At 65.7% G+C, this 19,088-nt stretch carries 20 protein-coding genes; 13 read left to right on the top strand and 7 right to left on the bottom strand.

The features are described 5' to 3' along the window. The coding region (locus VTU_RS0110765) for an STAS domain-containing protein (protein WP_010104041.1) at positions 1 to 725 on the top strand (725 nt) is incomplete at its 5' end. Here the strand turns inward: VTU_RS0110765 and argA are convergent. After that, a complete protein-coding gene (gene argA, locus VTU_RS0110760; RefSeq protein WP_010104040.1) occupies positions 712 to 2,058 on the bottom strand; it encodes an amino-acid N-acetyltransferase in 1,347 nt (448 codons plus the stop codon). The two genes, VTU_RS0110765 and argA, sit on opposite strands and share 14 nt — an antisense overlap. A gap of 263 nt (positions 2,059 to 2,321) precedes the next feature. Here argA and VTU_RS0110755 point away from each other — a divergent pair, with 263 nt between their 5' ends. The 12 genes from VTU_RS0110755 (at position 2,322) to VTU_RS0110700 (ending at position 13,965) form a co-directional block, all read left to right on the top strand. After that, positions 2,322 to 3,779, top strand: a complete 1,458-nt coding sequence (locus VTU_RS0110755) for a bifunctional 2-methylcitrate dehydratase/aconitate hydratase (RefSeq protein WP_010104039.1) — start codon at positions 2,322 to 2,324, stop codon at positions 3,777 to 3,779. A 5-nt stretch (positions 3,780 to 3,784) separates the two neighbouring features. Next, the gene (prpB, locus tag VTU_RS0110750) at positions 3,785 to 4,705 is read left to right on the top strand and encodes a methylisocitrate lyase (RefSeq protein ID WP_010104038.1); all 921 of its coding nucleotides are present in this window, start codon (positions 3,785 to 3,787) and stop codon (positions 4,703 to 4,705) included. A gap of 80 nt (positions 4,706 to 4,785) precedes the next feature. After that, the gene (locus VTU_RS0110745; RefSeq protein WP_010104037.1) at positions 4,786 to 5,736 is read left to right on the top strand and encodes a Bug family tripartite tricarboxylate transporter substrate binding protein; all 951 of its coding nucleotides are present in this window, start codon (positions 4,786 to 4,788) and stop codon (positions 5,734 to 5,736) included. Positions 5,737 to 5,810: 74 nt separating this feature from the next. Further along, on the top strand, positions 5,811 to 6,329 hold the full coding sequence (locus VTU_RS0110740; protein ID WP_010104036.1) for a tripartite tricarboxylate transporter TctB family protein: 519 nt from the start codon (positions 5,811 to 5,813) through the stop codon (positions 6,327 to 6,329). Between the two features lie 4 nt (positions 6,330 to 6,333). Beyond that, positions 6,334 to 7,860 (top strand): tripartite tricarboxylate transporter permease, encoded by a 1,527-nt coding sequence (locus tag VTU_RS0110735; protein WP_010104035.1) that lies wholly within the window; start codon positions 6,334 to 6,336, stop codon positions 7,858 to 7,860. Between the two features lie 224 nt (positions 7,861 to 8,084). Further along, positions 8,085 to 9,059, top strand: a complete 975-nt coding sequence (locus VTU_RS0110730) for an Abi family protein (RefSeq protein ID WP_201766127.1) — start codon at positions 8,085 to 8,087, stop codon at positions 9,057 to 9,059. Between the two features lie 54 nt (positions 9,060 to 9,113). Further along, positions 9,114 to 9,293, top strand: coding sequence for an aminotransferase class I and II (locus VTU_RS0110725; protein WP_010104033.1), 180 nt, complete (start codon positions 9,114 to 9,116; stop codon positions 9,291 to 9,293). A 14-nt stretch (positions 9,294 to 9,307) separates the two neighbouring features. Next, entirely contained in the window at positions 9,308 to 10,282 is a 975-nt protein-coding gene (locus tag VTU_RS0110720; RefSeq protein ID WP_010104032.1) for a Bug family tripartite tricarboxylate transporter substrate binding protein, read from the top strand. Between the two features lie 175 nt (positions 10,283 to 10,457). Further along, positions 10,458 to 11,438 carry a Bug family tripartite tricarboxylate transporter substrate binding protein gene (locus tag VTU_RS0110715; protein ID WP_010104031.1) on the top strand — a complete coding sequence of 327 codons (981 nt, stop codon included), beginning with the start codon at positions 10,458 to 10,460 and terminating at the stop codon, positions 11,436 to 11,438. Between the two features lie 17 nt (positions 11,439 to 11,455). After that, entirely contained in the window at positions 11,456 to 12,442 is a 987-nt protein-coding gene (locus VTU_RS0110710) for a substrate-binding domain-containing protein (protein WP_010104030.1), read from the top strand. Then, positions 12,439 to 13,239 carry a deaminated glutathione amidase gene (locus VTU_RS0110705; protein ID WP_040892682.1) on the top strand — a complete coding sequence of 267 codons (801 nt, stop codon included), beginning with the start codon at positions 12,439 to 12,441 and terminating at the stop codon, positions 13,237 to 13,239. The genes VTU_RS0110710 and VTU_RS0110705 overlap by 4 nt, the downstream gene beginning before the upstream one ends. Before the next feature lie 87 nt (positions 13,240 to 13,326). Further along, positions 13,327 to 13,965 (top strand): hypothetical protein, encoded by a 639-nt coding sequence (locus VTU_RS0110700; protein ID WP_010104027.1) that lies wholly within the window; start codon positions 13,327 to 13,329, stop codon positions 13,963 to 13,965. Between the two features lie 18 nt (positions 13,966 to 13,983). On the opposite strand, the gene VTU_RS0110695 is transcribed toward VTU_RS0110700, so the two are convergent. The 6 genes from VTU_RS0110695 to VTU_RS26840 all read right to left on the bottom strand — a co-directional run bounded on the left by VTU_RS0110695 (position 13,984) and on the right by VTU_RS26840 (position 18,895). Further along, positions 13,984 to 15,285: an ImmA/IrrE family metallo-endopeptidase gene (locus tag VTU_RS0110695; protein ID WP_236610706.1), complete on the bottom strand. Its 1,302-nt coding sequence runs from the start codon at positions 15,283 to 15,285 to the stop codon at positions 13,984 to 13,986. Between the two features lie 26 nt (positions 15,286 to 15,311). Next, positions 15,312 to 15,545, bottom strand: a complete 234-nt coding sequence (locus VTU_RS32700; RefSeq protein WP_138927848.1) for a hypothetical protein — start codon at positions 15,543 to 15,545, stop codon at positions 15,312 to 15,314. Between the two features lie 327 nt (positions 15,546 to 15,872). Then, positions 15,873 to 16,553, bottom strand: coding sequence for a GntR family transcriptional regulator (locus VTU_RS0110690; protein ID WP_010104025.1), 681 nt, complete (start codon positions 16,551 to 16,553; stop codon positions 15,873 to 15,875). A 5-nt stretch (positions 16,554 to 16,558) separates the two neighbouring features. Next, positions 16,559 to 17,209 carry a LysE family translocator gene (locus VTU_RS0110685; RefSeq protein ID WP_010104024.1) on the bottom strand — a complete coding sequence of 217 codons (651 nt, stop codon included), beginning with the start codon at positions 17,207 to 17,209 and terminating at the stop codon, positions 16,559 to 16,561. Between the two features lie 78 nt (positions 17,210 to 17,287). Further along, complete coding sequence (corA, locus tag VTU_RS0110680; protein ID WP_010104022.1) at positions 17,288 to 18,274, bottom strand: magnesium/cobalt transporter CorA; 987 nt, start codon at positions 18,272 to 18,274, stop codon at positions 17,288 to 17,290. 192 nt (positions 18,275 to 18,466) lie between these two features. After that, positions 18,467 to 18,895, bottom strand: a complete 429-nt coding sequence (locus VTU_RS26840) for a uracil-DNA glycosylase family protein (RefSeq protein WP_010104021.1) — start codon at positions 18,893 to 18,895, stop codon at positions 18,467 to 18,469. Between the last annotated feature and the right edge of the window lie 193 nt (positions 18,896 to 19,088).

The raw sequence follows: 19,088 nt of genomic DNA, 5'->3' as shown, positions 1-19,088 counted from the left end.
CCAAGAGCGGTTGGGCCGCATTGTTCACCGTCGGCCTGATGCTGGTGCTGCTGCTGTGGCTCACGCCCGCGCTCTACCATGTGCCGCAGTCGGTGCTGGCCGCCGTGGTGATCACGGCGGTGAGCGGCCTGATCCGGCCCGCAACGCTGCCGCGGCTGTGGCGCGTGTCGCGCGTGGAGGCCATGATCGCCGCCGTCACCTGGGCGCTGACGCTGGCCACGGCTCCGCGCATGTACTGGGGCGTTCTGGTGGGCCTGCTCATGAACCTGAGCCATTTCCTGTACCTGCGGCTGCACCCGCGCATCATCGAGGTGGGCCTGCATCCCGACGGCAGCCTGCGCGACCGCCATCTGTGGAATCTGCCCCCGCTGGCGCCCCGGCTGCTGGCGCTGCGCATGGACGCGGAGCTGGACTTTGCCTCGGCGAGCGCGCTGGAGCGGCGCGTGACGGAGCATCTGGCGGCGCATCCCGACGTGCTGCACCTGTGCCTGCTCGCCCAGCCCATGAACCGCATCGACGTGACCGGGGTGGAAACCTTTGCGCAGTTGCTCGCCCTCATGCAGTCAAGGGGCGGCAGCCTGCATCTGAGCGGACTGAAGCTGCCCGCCGAGCAGGTACTGCGCCAGGCCGGGCTGCTAGACGGTCTGGCCCTGCACCGCACCGACACGGACGCGCTGGCGGCACTGCGGCGGCTCCCGGAGACGGCGTGCCCTACAGCCGCTTGACCAGCACCTGGCTGCGCCGGTCCGGGTTGTACTTGCGCTTGCGCGCGTCGGGCAGCCATTCCCGGTCCACGGACTGAAAGCCGCGCTTGAGAAACCAGTGCATGGTGCGGGTGGTGAGAACGAAAATGCTGTCCAGCCCCATGCTGCGCGCGCGCTGCTCGATGCGCTTGAGCAGTTTCTCGCCATCGCCCGTTCCCTGGCTCTGTGGCGACACGGTGAGCGCCGCCATCTCGGCCGTCCTGGCCTCGGGGTAGGGGTAGAGCGCGGCGCAGCCGAAGATCACGCCATCGTGTTCGATGACGGTGTAGGTGGCAATGTCGCGCTCGATCTCGGTGCGGTCGCGCTTGACCAGCGTGCCGTCCTTCTCGAACGGCTCGATCAGTTGCAAGATGCCGCCCACGTCGTCGATGCTGGCCTCGCGCAGTTCTTCCAGCTTCTCGTCGATGACCATCGTGCCTATGCCATCGTGCACATAGACCTCGAGCAGCAGCGAGCCATCGACCGCAAACGGCAGGATGTGGCTGCGCTCCACGCCGGCCTTGCACGCCTTGACGCAATGCTGCAAATAAAAGCCGGCGTCGGTGGGTTGCTGCGCGCTGGGCAAGCGGGCCAGCAGGGCCTGCGCGTCTGCGAGCGGCAGCTCGGTGTCTATGGGGTTGTCTTCGCCGTCGGGCGCGCCGGGCTGCATGCGGATGCCGGGCACCTCGGTCAGAAAGATCAGCTTGTCGGCCCGCAGTTCGATCGCCACGCTGGTGGCCACCTCTTCCATGCCCAGATTGAAGGCCTCGCCGGTGGGCGAGAAGCCGAACGGCGAGAGCAGCACCAGGGCGCCCATGTCCAGCGTGCGCTGAATTCCCGCCACGTCAACCTTGCGCACCAGCCCCGAATGCTGGAAGTCCACGCCGCCCACGATGCCCACGGGCCGCGCGGTCAGGAAGTTGCCCGAGATCACGCGCACCGTGGCCCCGGCCATCGGGGTATTCGGCAGGCCCTGGCTGAAAGCCGCCTCGATCTCGTAGCGCAGCTGGCCTGCGGCCTCCTGCGCGCAGTCGAGCGCCACCGAGTCCGTTATGCGCATGCCATGCGCGTACCGGGCGGCGTGGCCTTTGGCGGCCAGTTGCTCGTTCACCTGCGGGCGAAAACCGTGCACCAGCACGATGCGCACGCCCATCGCCTGGATCAGCGCCAGGTCCTGCGCAATGCTGTACAGCTTGCCCGCCGCAATGCCCTCCCCGGTCAAGCCGATCACAAAGGTCTGGTTGCGGAACTTGTGGATATACGGCGCCACCGAGCGAAACCAGGGGACGAAGGTGAAGTTGAAGATGGCGGACATGGAGGGGGTGTGCTGCGGCAATGCGGGGGCAGGCCGGGATCATAAGGGTGTACCCGGAGTGCAAGACGCTTGGAAAATGGCCGCCGCCGCGCGTTGCGGTTGATCCGTCCCTGATCGATGCCCGGCAAAGACGCCGTCAGGGATAGTTGTCGACAATATTGGGAAATTCAGGCCAAACACCCTTGCTTGAATCGCATTGAACCGCCAGAATTGTCGACATTAAAGCTTTCGACCCCTGGCCGCCAGCCAGAGACTGCCCGTTCATGAATCCAGCCAGCAACAATGACCGCCCGGCGCCGGACGCCGTACTCGCCGACATCGCCGACTATGTCTTGAACTACCGGGTGGATAGCGCGCTCGCCTACGAGACGGCGCGCAACTGCCTGATCGACACGCTCGGCTGCGGGCTCGCGGCACTGGAATACCCGGAGTGCACCAAGCTGCTCGGCCCCATCGTTGCCGGAACCATCGTCCCGCACGGCGCGCGCGTTCCCGGAACGCCCTACCAGCTCGACCCGGTGCAGGCGGCGTTCAACATCGGCACGATGATCCGCTGGCTCGATTTCAACGATTGCTGGCTTGCGGCCGAATGGGGGCATCCGTCGGACAACCTCGGCGCCATCCTCGCGGTGGCCGACTGGCGCTCGCGCCAGGCCGTGGCCGCGGGCCGCGCGCCGATGGCGATGCGCGAGGTGTTGACGGCGATGATCAAGGCGCACGAGATCCAGGGCTGCCTGGCGCTGGAGAACGCCTTCAACGCGGTGGGCATGGACCATGTGATTCTGGTCAAGCTGGCGTCAACCGCCGTCGTCTGCGCCATGCTCGGTCTCGGCCGTGACGAGGTCATCGCCGCGCTGTCGCTGGTCTTCGTCGATGGCCAGGCGCTGCGGACCTACCGGCACGCGCCGAATACCGGGTCGCGCAAGAGCTGGGCGGCGGGTGACGCCACGAGCCGCGCGGTCCGGCTGGCGCTCATCGCGCGAAGCGGCGAGATGGGCTGCCCCTCGGCCCTGACGGCGAAGCACTGGGGCTTCTACGATGCCTGCTTTGGTGGGCAGCCGTTCAAATTTCAGCGCCCCTACGGCAGCTACGTGATGGAGCACGTGCTGTTCAAGATCTCCCATCCGGCGGAGTTTCACGCCCAAACCGCCGTCGAGGCCGCCATGGCGCTGCACGGCCAGCTGCGCGAAATGGGGCGCAGCAGCGATGACATCGCCTCGGTCCGGGTCCGCACCCAGGCGGCCTGCATGCGCATCATCGACAAGCGCGGGCCGCTGCACAACCCGGCCGATCGTGACCATGCGCTGCAATACATGGTCGCCGTCCCGCTGATCTTCGGGCGCCTGAGCGCCAGCGATTACGAGGACGCGGTGGCCGCCGACCCGCGCATCGACGCGCTGCGCGAGCGGATCGAATGCGTCGAGGACCCCGCTTTCACGCGCGACTACCACGACCCGGAAAAACGCGCGATCGCCAACGCCTTGGCGCTCACGCTGAACGACGGCACTCGCTTGCCCGAGTGCATGGTGGCGTACCCGATCGGCCACCAGCGGCGGCGCGCCGAGGCCATGGCGCTGCTCGAGGCCAAGTTCCGCGCGCATCTCGCGCGCCGCTTCGTCGCCAAGCGCCAGCGCCAAATCCTCGCGGTCTCGCTCGATCAGGCGCAGCTCGAGGCCATGGCGGTGCCCGACTACGTCGATCTCTACGCAGGCGAAGTCTGAAGCCCATGCCCTACCTCGTTGCCGCGGATTGTCCAACGCAGCCGGCGGGCGAGCGCCTGCGCGCGCTGCTTGCGCGCGCGGGCATCCTGAGGATGCCCGGCGCGCACAACGGCATGGCGGCGCTTCAGGCCAGAGCCGCCGGTTTCGACGCGCTCTACCTGTCCGGCGCCGCGATGACCGCGTCGATGGGCCTGCCCGATCTGGGAATCATCACCGTCGAGGAGGTCGCCTTCTTCATCCGGCAACTGGCGCGATCGAGCGGCCTGCCGGTGCTGGTCGATGGCGACACCGGCTACGGCGAGGCGCTCAACGTCATGCACATGGTCCGCGTCTTCGAGGACGCGGGCGCCGCTGCGGTGCATATCGAGGACCAACTGCTGCCCAAGAAATGCGGCCACCTGAACCACAAGAAACTCGCCGACGCGCGTGACATGGCGGCGAAGATCGCTGCGGCCGTGACGGCGCGCCGGCATCTGTACATCGTCGCCCGCACCGACGCTGCGGCAAGCGAAGGGCTCGGCGGCGCGATCGCGCGCGCGCAGCTCTATCTGGAGGCGGGCGCCGACGCGATCTTCCCGGAAGCGCTGAGCACGGCCGCGATGTTTCAGGAGTTCGCGCAGCGCATGCCGCAAGGGGTGCCGCTGCTGGCGAATATGACCGAGTTTGGCTGCACCCCCTTTTTCACCGCGGCCGAGTTCGAGGCCATGGGCTACCGCATGGTGATCTGGCCGGTCTCGTCGCTGCGGGTCGCCAACCGGGCGCAGGCGCAGCTCTACGCGGCGCTCGCCCGCGACGGCGGCACGCACGGCATGGTCGGGCAAATGCAGACCCGGGCGGAGCTCTACGCGACGATCGGTCTGCCCGACTACGAGGCGCTCGACGCCTCGATCGTTGCCTCCGTCACGCCGGAGCTGGCGGCGCGGTAGCAGGCAAGAGCAGGCGGCAATCGACCCTGCGCGCACGGTGCGCCAGGGCGACATGGAGATGGAGACAGAGGAGACACACAATGCAAAAGCGAATGGTGATGGCTGGCGCGCTGGCGCTGGCGCTGGTTTCCGGGACGGCCGCGGCCGACCCCGCGCGGGTGATGATCCCGGCAAATCCGGGCGGCGGCTGGGACGGCGCCGCCCGCCACACGCTGGCGGCCTTTGCCCGATCGAAGGTGTTTACCGATGGTGCGTCCTTCACGAACAAGGGCGGCGCGGCGGGAACGATCGGCCTGGCCGAATTCGTCCGCACCGCCAAGGGCGACGACAACGCGCTGATGGTGACGGGCGTCATCATGGTCGGCGGCGCCATCAGCAACAAGACGCCGGTGTCGCTCGCCGACACCACGCCGCTGCTGCGCCTGACCAACGAGTACAACGCGATCGCCGTTCCGGCCGCTTCGCCCATCAGGACGGTGCAGGACTTCATGCAGGCCTTGCAGACCGATCCGGGCGCGCTCCCGGTCGGCGGCGGGTCGGCTGGCAGCGTCGACCACGTGATGCTCGCGCTGCTCGCCAAGCACGCCGGCGCGCCGGTCTCGAAGATCAATTTCGTGTCCTTCTCCGGCAGCGAGATCCTCGCCGCGCTGGGCGGCGGCAAGCTCCGGGCCGCGATCTCCGGCGTCTCGGAGTTCCGCCGCTTCGCCGACTCCGGGCGCATCCGCATCATCGCGGTCTCCGGCCCCACGCGGGTCGAGGGACTGAATGCGCCCACGCTCAGGGAATCCGGAATTCCGGTGGAGATGGGCAATTGGCGCGGTTTCGTTGGCGCGCCCGGAATGAGCGCGGCCGCGCGCAAGCTCTGGCTCGATCGCTTCGCCGCGCTGCACGGGTCTGCGGTCTGGCAGGAAACGCTCAAAACCCAGGGCTGGGAAGACGCCTACCTGCCGGGCGACGCGTTCGCCGCCTTCCTCAAGAGCGAGGAGGCCCGTTGGTCGGACGCGCTCCGGGACGTCGGCATTCTGAAATAGCCCCCGGCCGACCGCAGGCGCTGCGCGCCATGGCCCACGCCGATTTCCACGCCCATTTCGCAGGAGACCGAACGATGCACGACACACACCAAGCAAACCGGGTGGCGCGGCCATGGTGGATCGGGCTGGGGGTTGCCCTGATGGGCGCGCTCTGGATCCATGGCGCGTCCGGGATCGCTTCCACCACCGGGTACGTCGGGCTGGGCCCGGAGGCCATCGTCTTTGTGGAAGGGATCGGCCTGACGCTTCTCGGACTGATTCTGATCGTGCAGGCGCTGCGCGGCACGTTCACGGCCGTCGCGCCCGAGGACGCGGATGGGGACGGAGACGCGGACGCGGACGCGAGCGCAGCGCCGGCGTCACGCCAGGCCCTGCTGCTCGCGCTGGCGGGCATGGGCGTTCCGCTGCTGACGATGCGCTGGCTCGGTTTTCCGCTGACCGCGATGCTCGCCTTCACGCTGGTGGCCCGCGCCTTCGGCTCGCCGCGCACGGGGCGCGACCTCGTGGTCGGCGCGCTGCTCGGCAGCCTCACCTGGTTCGTCTTCTCCCGCCTGGGCATCGGTCTGGGCGCCTTCCTGCCCCTGCCGGGCTGACGCGATGCTGGACATCCCGAGCCAACTCCTTGGCGGGTTTGCCGTCGCCTTGCAGCCCATGAACCTGTTCTGGGCGCTGGTCGGCTGCGCCCTGGGAACCGCCGTCGGCGTCCTGCCCGGAATCGGACCGGCGCTGACGATCGCGCTGCTGATGCCGGTGACGGCGCACGTGGAGCCCACCTCGGCCTTCATCATGTTCGCCGGCATCCTTTATGGCGCGCTGTACGGCGGCTCGACCACGTCGATCCTGCTCAACACCCCCGGCGAAAGCGGCACGGTGATGACCGCGCTCGAAGGCAATCGCATGGCGCGCCAAGGGCGCGGCGCCGCCGCGCTGGCGACGGCGGCGCTGGGCTCCTTTGTCGCGGGAACGGTCGGCACGCTGGCGCTGAGTTTCCTGGCGCCGACGATTGCCGAACTGGCCTTCTTCTTCGGGCCGGAGGATTATTTCGCGCTGATGATGCTGTCCTTCACCGCGGTCGCCGTGGTCATGGGGCGTTCCCTGGTGCGCGGCCTCACCGCGCTGTTCTTCGGCCTGGCGCTGGGAACGATAGGCATCGACGCCCAGACCGGGCAGGCGCGCATGGTCTTTGGCCGGCTCGAACTGCTCGACGGCGTCTCCTTCACCGTCGTTCTGGTCGCGCTCTTCGCCGTCGGCGAGGCGCTCTACGTGGCCAGGCACAGCCGCCGCATCCCGGCGGCGCCGAACCCGCTTGCGGGCGGCCGCTGGATGACGCGCCAGGACTGGCGCCGCTCCTGGAAACCCTGGTTGCGCGGCAGCCTCCTCGGCTTTCCGATTGGCGCACTGCCCGCCGGCGGCACCGAGATTCCGACCTTCCTGTCCTACGCGCTGGAGCGCCGCCTGTCCCGGCATCCCGAGGAATTCGGCCACGGCGCGATCGAGGGTGTCGCCGGCCCCGAAGCGGCGAACAACGCCGCCGCCGCGGGAATCCTGGTGCCCTTGCTGACCCTCGGCCTGCCCTCGACCGCAACCGCCGCCGTGCTGCTCGCAGCGTTTCAGAATTACGGCTTGCAGCCCGGACCCATGCTGTTTGACACCAACCCCGAACTGCTCTGGGGGCTGATCGCCTCCCTGTACATCGGCAACCTGATCCTGCTCGTGCTGAACCTGCCGCTGGTCGGCGTCTGGGTGCGCTTGTTGCTGCTGCCACGGCACTCCATCTATGGCGGAATCATCGTCTTTGCGCTGGTCGGCGTCTGGGGCGCATCGACCTCCTGGATGGACCTGGCGCTGATGTGCGGCCTGGGACTGATCGGCTATGTCGCACGCGTCCATGACTTCCCGATTGCCCCGGTGCTGATCGGCCTGATCCTCGGACCGCAGGCGGAAATCCAGCTGCGGCGCGCGCTGGCGGTCGGCCAGGGTGATTGGCACGTGCTCATCGGCACACCCACAGCCGCCACGCTGCTCGTGCTCGCGCTCCTCGTGCTGGTCCTCCCGCCGCTTCTGGCCCGCGTGCGCGCGCGAAGGAAACCGGCGCCCGCTGACTCAGCCAACTCAGCCGGCTGAGGGACCTGCGGTCGATCCGGCGCGGCGTCGGGACCGGTGCGCCGGGCTTGGCCAAGCCCATTTCTAGTTCCCATTGACTTGGATCCACCAGCCACGATAGAATCGGCAGCAACACGGCCCGCTCCTCTGCGTCGAAAGACGTACGGGCGGGTTTTCTATTTCTTGTGTTGTTCCGGGGCGAAATGTCAACCTGCAACAAGCCCTACCTCAGTTTCCAACAGCAATTGGAGTTGCTGAAGGCGCGTGGCCTTGGGATGACAGACGATGCAGCCGCTCTGCTCTATCTTGAACAGATTGGGTACTACCGCCTCAGCGCTTACTGGTATTCCTTCCGGGAAACGTCCCTGACACAGGATCCGGTCACTCAAAAAATCACAGTTCATCGCGAGAACGAATTTTGTCCTGGCACCCGTTTTGAACACGCGTTGGACTTGTACATTTTTGACAAGCGCCTTCGGCTCTTGGTGCTTGACGCCATAGAGCGGATCGAGGTGGCGCTCCGGGTGGCTATTGCTTACCAAGTAGGGGCACATGACCCTTTCGCCTACACGAAGCCAGAGCTATTGCACGGAGCCTTCACCAAGAAACTCCAAGCACGAACCGGGAAAACCGGTCATCAAGAATGGCTCGATCGGTACAACCAAGTCCTGGGAAGGTCGAAAGAAGATTTCGTTCAACACTACAAACAAAAGTACGATCTGCTATTACCGATTTGGGTTTCAGTCGAAATTTGGGAGTTTGGCATGCTCTCGACCTTTTACAAAGGCATGACGATCGCTGACAAATCCGCTATCGCCATGAAATACGGTATTCCGGACTGGCGGGTCATGGAGAGCTGGTTGCGTTCGATGAACTTCGTCCGGAATGTCGCGGCACACCACAGTCGGTTGTGGAACAAAAACTTGGTCGATCAACCCAAGATGCCTGCTCGAGGGGACATACCGTCATTCGACCCACTTATCGGCAAACCTGACATCACGGCCAGGTTGTACGTCGTGATTTGCATCTTGATGCATTTCATGGATAAGGTCTCGCCGAACTCGTCGTGGCGCAAGCGCATGCGAAGCATGATCGACGGTTTTCCCGCCGTTGCGCATTTATCAGTAGCAGACATGGGATTCCCGCCAGGCTGGAAAAATCACCCTTTTTGGCAATCTCGAACCAGCGTCTGCAATTCCTGCCCCGACTATGGAAAATAATGCCTGGGATCGGGTACGGCGCACGCCAAGCTGCTTGTCGCCTGATCCGACTGGTTGCTGGACGCGCAGGGCCTGGCGGTGCTGCAGGGTTCGGCCTACGGCGTCGATGCCCACTTCCGGCTGTCGTTTGCCACCAGCAGCGCGCAACTCGACGAGGGCTGCCGCCGGATCGCGGCCGCCGCTGCGGCGTTGACGCCCGCCGTGGGCGGCACGGCCGATTCCTGCATTCCATAGACCCAGGCCGCACCATGAACCCCCTGCTCCAATGCCTTTGCCTTGCCGTGACGAGCGCGTTGCTGCTGGCCCCCACCGCGCATGCCGAGCCCGCATACCCCGTGCGGCCCGTGCGCATCCTGGTGGGGTTTTCTCCTGGGGGCTCCAACGACATCGTCGCCCGTCTGCTGGCGCCCAAGCTGTCCGAGGCGCTGGGCCAGCAGGTGCTGATCGACAACCGCCCCGGCGCCGGGGGCAGCATCGCTGCCGACAGCATGCTCAAAGCGCCCGCCGACGGCCACACCCTGATGATTTGCACCACCGGGTTGCTGACCATACAGCCGCTGCTGCAGAAACCCGGATACGACCCACGGACCGACATCGTCCCGGTCTCGCTGATCGCCAACACGCCGTACATTGCGCTGGCCAACGCGGCGCTGCCGATCCGCAGCGTCCCGGAACTGATTGCTTACGCCAAGGCCCATCCGGGCGAACTCCATTTCGCCTCGTCCGGCAACGGCACGATGGGCCACTTGGCGGGGGAAATGCTCAAGTTGCGCGCCGGCATCCACATCGTCCATGTGCCTTACAAGGGAACGGGGCAGGCGATGACGGACCTGATCGGCGGCCAAGTCTCGCTGATCTTCGATCAACCCATCAGCTCCCTGGCTTACGCCAAATCCGGCAAGCTGCGCGTGCTTGGCGTGGCGGCGCTACAGCGCCTGCAGTCGCTGCCCGAGGTGCCCACATTCGCCGAGGCCGGCGTGCCCGGGTTCGACCCCGTGGCGTGGACCGGGCTGTGCGCGGCCAAGGGCACCCCGGCCCACGTGCTTGCGCGCTTGCAACGCGATCTGGTGCAGGTGCTGCGCCAGCCGGAGATCGCGCAACGCCTGGTTCAGGACGGCATGCAGGTCGTTGGCAGCAGCCCGGACGAATTCCGCGAGTTCCTGGTCGCTGAAAGGCGCAAATGGGCCGCCGTGATCAAGGAAGTCCAGCTCCGGCTGGAATGAAACACCCCGCAGCAGCCTGGCCCTTGCATGCCCCATGGTGCTTGCAAGGCGCACCGCCGTGTGCGGTTGAAAATTCCAATTGGCCTGCGCGCATCCAGCGACATACAGTGTTCTGCGCAACGAGGCGTATCCGGTACCCGGTATCCGCTGCCAGCACCCACCACGGAGTCATCCCATGCAAGGTCGAATCGCTTCCTTTCTCCTGCTCATCGGGCTCGTGGCCCTCACCAGCCATGCGGGCCATGCGCAGGACTATCCCGTGCGGCCGATCAAGCTGATCGTGCACACCACGCCCGGCTCGTCGTCGGACGTGACGGCCCGGCTGGTGGCGCAAGACATGGGGCGCAGACTGGGGCAGCAGATGGTGGTTGACAACCGCGCCGGCGCGGGCGGCTCCATCGGGGTCGATGTGGTCGCCAAGGCCCCGGCCGACGGCTACACGCTGCTCGTCGGGGCATCGAGCGTGATGGTGATGCTGCCGGCGGTGTCCAAGCGCAAGCTGCCCTATGACGCCGACGCCGACTTCGCGCCGATCGGGCGCATCGGCGTCTCGCCCTTTTTGCTGGTGGTCAACAGCCAGTCCGGCATCAAGAGCCTGGATGAACTGCTCGCAAGCGCCAAGGCCAACCCCGAAAAAATCAGCTACGCCAGCGCCGGCCCGGGGACCAACCCGCATATGCTGGGAGAAATGCTCAGCCTGCTGAGTGGCAGCCCGCTCAGGCACGTGCCGTACAAGGGACCGGGCCCGGCCCAGGTGGACCTGCTGGGCGGCAGCGTTGACATGCAGTTCGACACGCCTTCGGCCACGCAGGCGCTGATCAGGGCCGGCAAGCTCCGGGCCCTGGCCGTGACCGACACCACGCGCCTGGCCGCGTTGCCCGAGGTGCCGACGGTGGGTGAACTGGGCTACCCGCAACTGCAACTGCTGGGCTGGACCGCCCTGTACGCGCCCCGCGCCACGCCGCCGACCGTGCTCGCAAAATTGCAGCACACGCTGAAGGAGACGCTGCAATCGCCCCAGGTCCGCGCCAAGCTGCAGGCGATGGGCGACACCGAGACCGATGCGTTGATCGGCGACGCGCTGCTGCAAGAGCAGCGCAAGAGCCGCGCGCGCTGGCGCAAGCTGGCGCAGGACCGCGGCATTGCGCTCGACTGAACGGGGAACGGACCGCGATGACAAAGACCGTGCTGCGCCTGGCGGTGCGCGACTGGGACTATCTGACGCCCCTGGCGCTCGGTGATCTGCGCTCCAGCGAGGTCCAGGTCGAACTCCACCGTGTCGGGACCCTTCCCGAGGACCTGGCCGCCGATCCGCGCTACGACGCCGGCGAGATCTCGTTCAGCCGCTATGCCCAGGCGCGTGCGCGCGGCGACGAGGCCATCGTCGGTGTGCCGCATTTCCTGATGCGCGCATTCCGCCACCGCTGCATCATCACGGCGGCGCAAAGCCCCTGGACGCAGATCGGGCAGCTCGCCGGCAAGCGCATCGGGCTGACTGGCTGGCAGGACTCGGGCAACGTCTGGACCCGCGCCATCCTGCGCCAGGCCGGCATCGGCATGGCCGACGCCCAGTGGTTCGTCGGCCGCCTGACGGCCGCGCACCCGGTCGTCGATCGGCTCCACGGCCATGGGCAGGCGGGCCACATCGAGGCCGTGGCGGACGAGCGCCCCCTGGTCGATCTGCTGCACGCGGGCGCGCTCGACGCCGTCTTCACACCCTTCATGCCGCCCGGCTTTTTTGAACCGGCCTGCGGCCTGCGGCCCCTGCTGCCCCATTGCCGGCAGGCCGAGGTCGATTATTTTCGGACCACGGGCTACGTGCCCGGAATCCATGTGCTGGGAATCAGAAAGGCCCTCGTGCAGGCTTGGCCGGGCCTGCCGCAGGCGCTCAGCGAACTGCTCGACGAGGCGGCCCGGCTGTGGCTGGAAAAGCGCCGCAAGTACGCGGACACCACGCCCTGGATCATTGACGAACTGCAACAGACCGCGCGCGACCTGCCGGATTCATGGAACCGCAACGGCTTTGTGCAAAATGAGCAAATGATTGCCGACTTCGGCAAGGAACTGCACGCCCAGAGAATCACGCAGACCTGCCTCTCGCCCCGGGAATTGTTTCCGCTGGCCGGGTGGCAGCAGGGCATTGGAACAAAGGATGCATGATGAAAGTCGCACTCGGCCAGTTTGCCGTTGACCGTGAATGGCAGCGCAATGCCGACACCTGCCTGGATCTGATGGCGCAGGCCGGGCGCCAGGGCGCGGATCTGCTGGTCCTGCCCGAGGGCGTGCTGGCGCGCGACATCACCGACCCCGACCTGGTGCGCAAGTCGGCGCAGCCGCTCGACGGCCCGTTCGTGACCCAACTGCTGCAAGCCAGTCGCGGCGCGCAGAGCACGGTGATGATGTGCGTCCACGTGCCCGCAGCGAACGACAAGGTCTTCAACCTGCTGATCGCGATCCGCGACGGCAAGCTCCTGGCGCAGTACCGCAAGCTCCATCTCTACGACGCGTTCTCGGTGCAGGAGTCGGGCAGCGTCGCGCCCGGCGACGAGGTGCCGCCCCTGGTCGATGTCGCGGGGCTGAAGATCGGCCTGATGACCTGCTACGACCTGCGCTTTCCCGAACTGGCCCGGCGCCTTGCGCTCGACGGCGCCGAGGTGCTGGTGCTGCCCGCAGCCTGGGTCAAGGGCCCGCGCAAGGAGGCCCACTGGGAGGTGCTGCTCACCGCGCGCGCCCTCGAGAACACCTGCTACACAGTGGCCACGGGCGAATGCGGCGAGCGCAACATCGGCCACAGCATGGTGGTCGATCCCCTGGGCGTGGTCATTGCACGCGCCGCCGAAGGCCCGGCCCTGCTGACCGCCGAGATCGACCCGGCGCGCATCCGGCATGCACGCCGGGTCTTGCCGGTGCTGGCGAACTGCCGCTTCGCCAAACCCGAGCTCAAACGCCCGGGCTAGACCTGGACCGTGGACGCTGACTGGTTTTCCCTTGCTTCCACCCAACCCTGCCATCACGTTGCGCATCCGCGCCATTGGAGGATTCAAATGAACTCGAAATCATCGCTGTTGCAGCAAGCGTATCAAAACCCATTTATCCAATGGCGATTTGCTGTCATCTCCCGCCTGGCGGCGTGCTTTGGCACGGCTCTGGCTCTGCTGTGTATCCCTGTCCATGCGCTTGAGATACGGGTCAAGGACGAAGATGGCAATGTCTCCGAACCACTGGTGGCTAACGCCTCCGGCGTTTTCGAGTTCAATGCGCCCATTACGAACTCGCTGGAGGTGATCCTCGATGAGAAGCCTGTGCGCATCAAGAGGCGGCAATACTACCAAGTGGCCCTGTCAGACGGCGACAAAGATACTGGGATTTCTGGCGCTGAAAAACCGGGAGCATTCACCTCCCTGCGTCCCGCGCTGACGTGGGTTGAGCGCAGTGACGAGATCTACGAACCGAACATCAAATTCCCCTGGAGACCGTCTTGGACCGCCGCTGTGGGAAAGGACAATCTGGATAAAAGGTGGGTGGAACTGGCCATGGATTGCGCCAATAAGGACGCCAGCAGCAGAGAAGACAGCTTCAACGGCTGCTATTACTTCCATGTGTCACGACGGGAATTCAAGGTTTGGCTCACGGGCGCAGCACGCCCTGTGACCATCCAGGTGCGGTTCCCGGGGGGATGTTGAGCATTTCTCAATCGCAGATCAATCAGGCGATACCAACCGGCCAGCGCCTACCTCCCAGTCCGGTTCAAACCGGTCGATTCGCCCGTGGTTTGCAAGCTGGGTCCGGATGGCCTGGGAAGAGACGCTGAAGTGCGCCGCCACGTCCTGCTGGGCTTCTTCGCAGTAGTCGCCATTGAGCATGTCCTCGACGGCTTGGAACGGGCACAGCAACTCCGCAGCAAACGCGCGTTGTGCCTTTTGGCGATAGGTCTGCGAGCGGGTGGCGGGACTGAAGGGCTCGTCCTCGTCACGCATCAACTCGTCGCCCAACAGGCGCGCCAGATCGAAGCGGCGCCCTTCTGCCCACTTGGAGCGCAGGACAACGCGGCCTTCTCCAGCCCTGCCACGTTCGAAAAATGACAATTGCGGGCTTGTAGCCGTTCGATCTTCCGGCTTCAGGACTTTGGTTTGCAGGCCGCATAGACCCGACAGGGTGTCATTGGTGATCGGGTTCAGGCCAAGGTGCTCTTGATCACGCAGCAGCTTGGCGGCTGTCTCGCCGGACTTCCAGGCAAACACCGATGGTCCGCGTTCGCTGACGGATGCAGGCTGAATGAATCCGCCGCAGGGGTAACCCCTCGCACGGCCCATCGCGTCCAGATCAGAAGCCGTCGGGATGGATCCGTCGTGGTCCGCCGCAGCGGCCAATTCCTCGACCGTTGCCGCGCCGATGCGCCTGCTTTCGTCCTCCAACCGGGCATACCGGGACTCGTCCATGTCCTGCGGGTCGAATCCCAGCAAGGCTTCCAGCTTTCTTCTGGTGGTCATTGCTTGCGAGGCGCGTTCCTCAACCACGGCGGACCAAGTGGACTCAAGCCCGGTTGCCGCCAAGGAGCGGTCCTTGAGACGCTGGACGACGGTGGCGACAAACGCGTCGACCACCGCTTCAAAATCCGCGGCGGCGATTGCGGAGGTGGTTTCAGGCGCGATGTACCGGAAAGGCGTGCCAGGTCGGTTCAGCGTGGGCCTGGCGTTGAGCAGCACGAACCGGCCATCGGATGCGAAGTCGATGTGCGGCCATATGTAGCCCTCCCCGATGCTCGCCATGCCGTGCGCCAAAGCCCAGGCCGTTGATTGGCGCCTGGGCTCCCAGCGCAAGCGCCACCAGTTGGAAGCAAACCACAGCGCCAAGTGGTAGCCGGAAAGCAGAGGGGCCTGCCTGAGACTGTCAAGGAGCTTGTCGTGGCCCTGCGTCAGTTGCACACCATAGGCGCGCATACCGATCAAGGCCAGGCAGGCCGCTTCCTCGGGCTCCCCGTCTTCCAGGGGTTGCCAGTCCACATCGATTTCCCAGCTACTCGGCATCGCTATTTCCAGATTGAGAGAACATAGGCGCGCATGGCATCTTCATATTCGAGCGGATATCCATGGTAGCGCCCACTGTCATTCGGGTGGGATTTGGCTTCAAACACTTCCCGCGCAGCAGAAACTGACCAGATGTACTTCGGAAATCCGTCCCCGCGCGGCGCGCTGATGGTTCCTTTGAGAACGCCACTGACAAGCAAGGCCAAAGCCTCTTCGTGCCGGATGGTCCTCGCCATGTCGCAGAGTGACTTTGTAGGCCGTGGGCTGGTGCTTGTCAGGCCATAGTCCGCCGGAAACCGCTTGTGGTTCCCGTGGCCGACGTAGCGCACCTTCTGACTCAATGCCCGCAAGTCGGACGGACTCACCGTGCCTGGCGCTACAGCCCTTCGGTCCCTGAGCTTGCTCTGACGACCCTGTCGCATCTTGCGGCTTCCATGGCGAAGGATTTTCGCCATGGATGGACATGATCCAGCTGCGGTGAATGCAGTTTACAAGGGGATGTTGGGCGCTGGTGAATTTCTCAGGCCCTGGACCGTGGGCGCTGAAGTCCTTGCGCGGGGGGATCATTTGCGGGTCTTGTCGGCTGCGTTCAGGGCCTGCTGGAGCGCGCTGCGCGCTGCGCGGATATGCCGGCGCATCAGCACTTCCGCCAACTCGCCGTCGCGTTGGCCGATTGCCTCGGTGATGCGCATATGTTCCTGCCAAGCCTGTCGTCCCCGCCCGGCGACCGTGGAATGCAGGCGCCGGCACAGGCGCAGGCGCGGGTAGAACTGCTCGCACAGCAGTTCGGCGAGGATCGGGTTGCCGCTGCCCCGGGCGATGCGCCAATGAAAATCGGCCTCCGCCTCGTCCTGCAAGTAGGCGCCATGCGGGTTGCGCTCGATCGCGTCCCGGTGGCCGGCAACGAGCGTTCCAAGCGTTGCCAGTTCGGCGTCGCTCATGGCCTCGGCCGCGAGACGCGCGGCCATGCCCTCGGTTGCCTCGCGCACCTCGAGCAAGGCCAGAAACTCCGCCGCGCTCGGCTGCGCGACCCGCACGCCCTGGTTGACGACGTAGGTGAGCAGCCCGCGCTCCTGCAAGCGGCGGATCGCCTCACGCACCGGAGCCCGGCTCGCCGCAAAGCGGCGCGCAATCACCGGCTCGCTCAATTTCTCGCCGGGCGCGAGCGCGCCCGAGACAATGGCCTGCAACAGCTCGTGGTAGAGCTTGGCAGTGACGCTGGTGTTCACGGGCAGCCCTGTCATTGCCGTCAAGCGAAGACCTGCCAAACAAGCCGCAGCGCAAGCAGCATCAGGATCACCCCCATCACGCGTTCAATCCACGGGCCAATGCGCAGGAATGCGACGCGAATACCGTTCACGGTAAACAGCGCCGCGACGAGCATGAACCATGCGGCATTCACGCTGCACATCCACAGGCCGTAAGCTCCTTGGACCAGCAGCGGCGTCGTTGGCCGAACCAGCGTCGTGAATATCGCCAGAAAAAACAAGGTCGCTTTCGGGTTGGTCGCGTTGGTCAGGAAACCCAGCAGGAATGCCCTGCGCAATGGCGGAGCTTCCCCGGTGTCTGCAGGGTTCAGGTTCAGGGAGTCTGCGCTGAAATCATGGGCTTGGCTGCGCACCAGACTCAGCCCGAGGTAGGCCAGGTAGGCGGCGCCCATCAGGCTGGTCAGCGTGAGCAACCAGGGGTAGGTGTGCAGCAATGCGCCAACACCCAATAGCGTGTAGCCGACGTGCAAGGAAATCCCGGCGCCGATGCCCAAGGCCGTCACCATGCCAACTGCGCGCCCAAAGCGCAGGCTCTGGTGTATGGTCACGGCAAAATCCGGCCCCGGTGCAATGACGGCCAGAAAGTGCACCAGCGCCAAGCCGGTAAATTCCGCCCAATAAGAAGTTTGCATTCCCGGGTGGTTTCAAATCTCGGCGGACACAGGCTCTGGTCGATACACGGCGCAACGTCTTCTCTGGCATGCAGGGGCTTACTTCAACCAACCCCGCCTGCGAAAGTACCACATGGGGCCCAGCGCGCTCATCGCCATCAGCGCGAGCGCATAGGGGTAGCCCATCAACCAGTCCAATTCGGGCATGAACTTGAAGTTCATGCCGTACACGCTCGCGACCAGCGTGGGGGGCAGTAGCGCGACGCTGGCCACCGAGAATATCTTGATGATGTTGTTCTGGTTGATGTTGATGAAACCGACCGTGGCGTCCATCAGGAAGTTGATCTTGTCGAACAGGAACGCGGTGTGGTTGTCCAGCGATTCGATGTCGCGCAGGATCTGGCGGGCTTCCTCGAATTGTCCCGAGTTGAGCATCTTGCTGCGCATCATGAAACTCACGGCGCGCCGCGTGTCCATCACGTTGCGGCGGATGCGGCTGTTCAAGTCTTCCTGGCGGGCGATGGCCGCCAGGACTTCACCGGCGCGGGTGTCGGTCACGTCGCCGGCGAGCACCTGCTTGCTGACTTTTTCCAGTTCGTCGTAGACGTTCTCCAGCGTGTCGGCGGAGTATTCGGCGTCCGCGTCGAACAGTTTCAGCAGCACCTCCTTGGCGTCCTCGATCAGGCCGGGTGCACGGCGTGCGCGCATGCGCAGCAGGCGGAAAACGGGCAGGTCCTCGTCGTGGATGGAAAACAGCACGCCCTGGCTTTTCAGGTTGGCGTTGTGCTGGTTCAGGATGAAGGCCACGCGCACCGAGCGCGGGTCTTCAGCGTCGTCAATCAGGAAGTCGCTGCGGATATGCAGTTCGCCGTTGTCTTCTTCGTAGAAGCGGGCGGATTCCTCGATGTCCTCGTCCATCGCGTCTTCGGGGATGGACAGGCCGTAGTGCTGCTTGATCCAGCGCTTTTCTTCGAGGGTTGGGGCTTCCAGATCGACCCAGATCGGCTGAAAACGCGCCAGTTCTTCCAGGGATTCGATTTCTTCCTGGCACAACCGGCCATTGGCGAGCGTGAAGATGTTGAGCATGGGCTCACTCCCTTTGATTTGGCGTCTGCGGTGCGGGGTTCGGGGCGGCTTTCAACCCCACGGCAGGCCGGGGAGTTGAAAGCTACCGACTCGGGTAGGTTTCCAAGGAGATTTCTCCGTAAAAAAAACAGGCAGGCGCCGGATTATGGCACCGCGCGATGTCCGGACTGTGACTCGGGGATGACGGCGCAATCAGGCGTCCGTGGCACCGCTGCCCGCGCTGCGCACCGTGGCCAGGGCACGGCACAGGTCGGCCCAGGCGGCGGCCTTGGTGGCCTGCGAGCGCAGCAGGAATGCGGGGTCGTAGGTCACCACGGCCGGGCAACCCGCGATCTGGTGCGCAGCGGCGCGCAGGCGACCCAGCGGTTCGCTGCGACCCAGCGCCGCACGCGCGGCCACATGGCCCAGCACGAGCAGCATCGCGGGTCGCAGCGTGGCCACCATGGTGGCCAGGGCCGCCGGGATGTCGCCGTCGGCTTGCGCGCCGCCGGACGCCGGGCGCTCCAGCGCCGCCAGGAACACGCGCGGGTGCCGGTGCAATTGCATGGCGCGCAGCATGTTGTCCAGCAGGCGCGCGGCGTCACCGGCCGGCGCATCGGAGGACGTCGGGCTTTCCGCCACGATGAGCCAGCCCGCGCCCAGGCCGGCAGGCGTCTGCGCCGGGTCCGCGGCGGGGTAGAGCGCCCGCGCGGCGTGCAGCTTCAGTGCCGCAGCGGCGTGGACTGCCGTGGGCCGGGCCGCTGCGGTGCTCAGCTACACCGAGGGCCTGAGCCTGGACGCAGGCCACGTCGCGGCGAACGGGGCCTTTGCGGTG

This window comes from Verminephrobacter aporrectodeae subsp. tuberculatae At4 (assembly GCF_000193225.1).
In the GTDB taxonomy this organism is placed as follows: Bacteria; Pseudomonadota; Gammaproteobacteria; order Burkholderiales; family Burkholderiaceae_C; genus Acidovorax; species Acidovorax aporrectodeae.
This window is presented reverse-complemented; position numbering and strand designations above follow the sequence as displayed.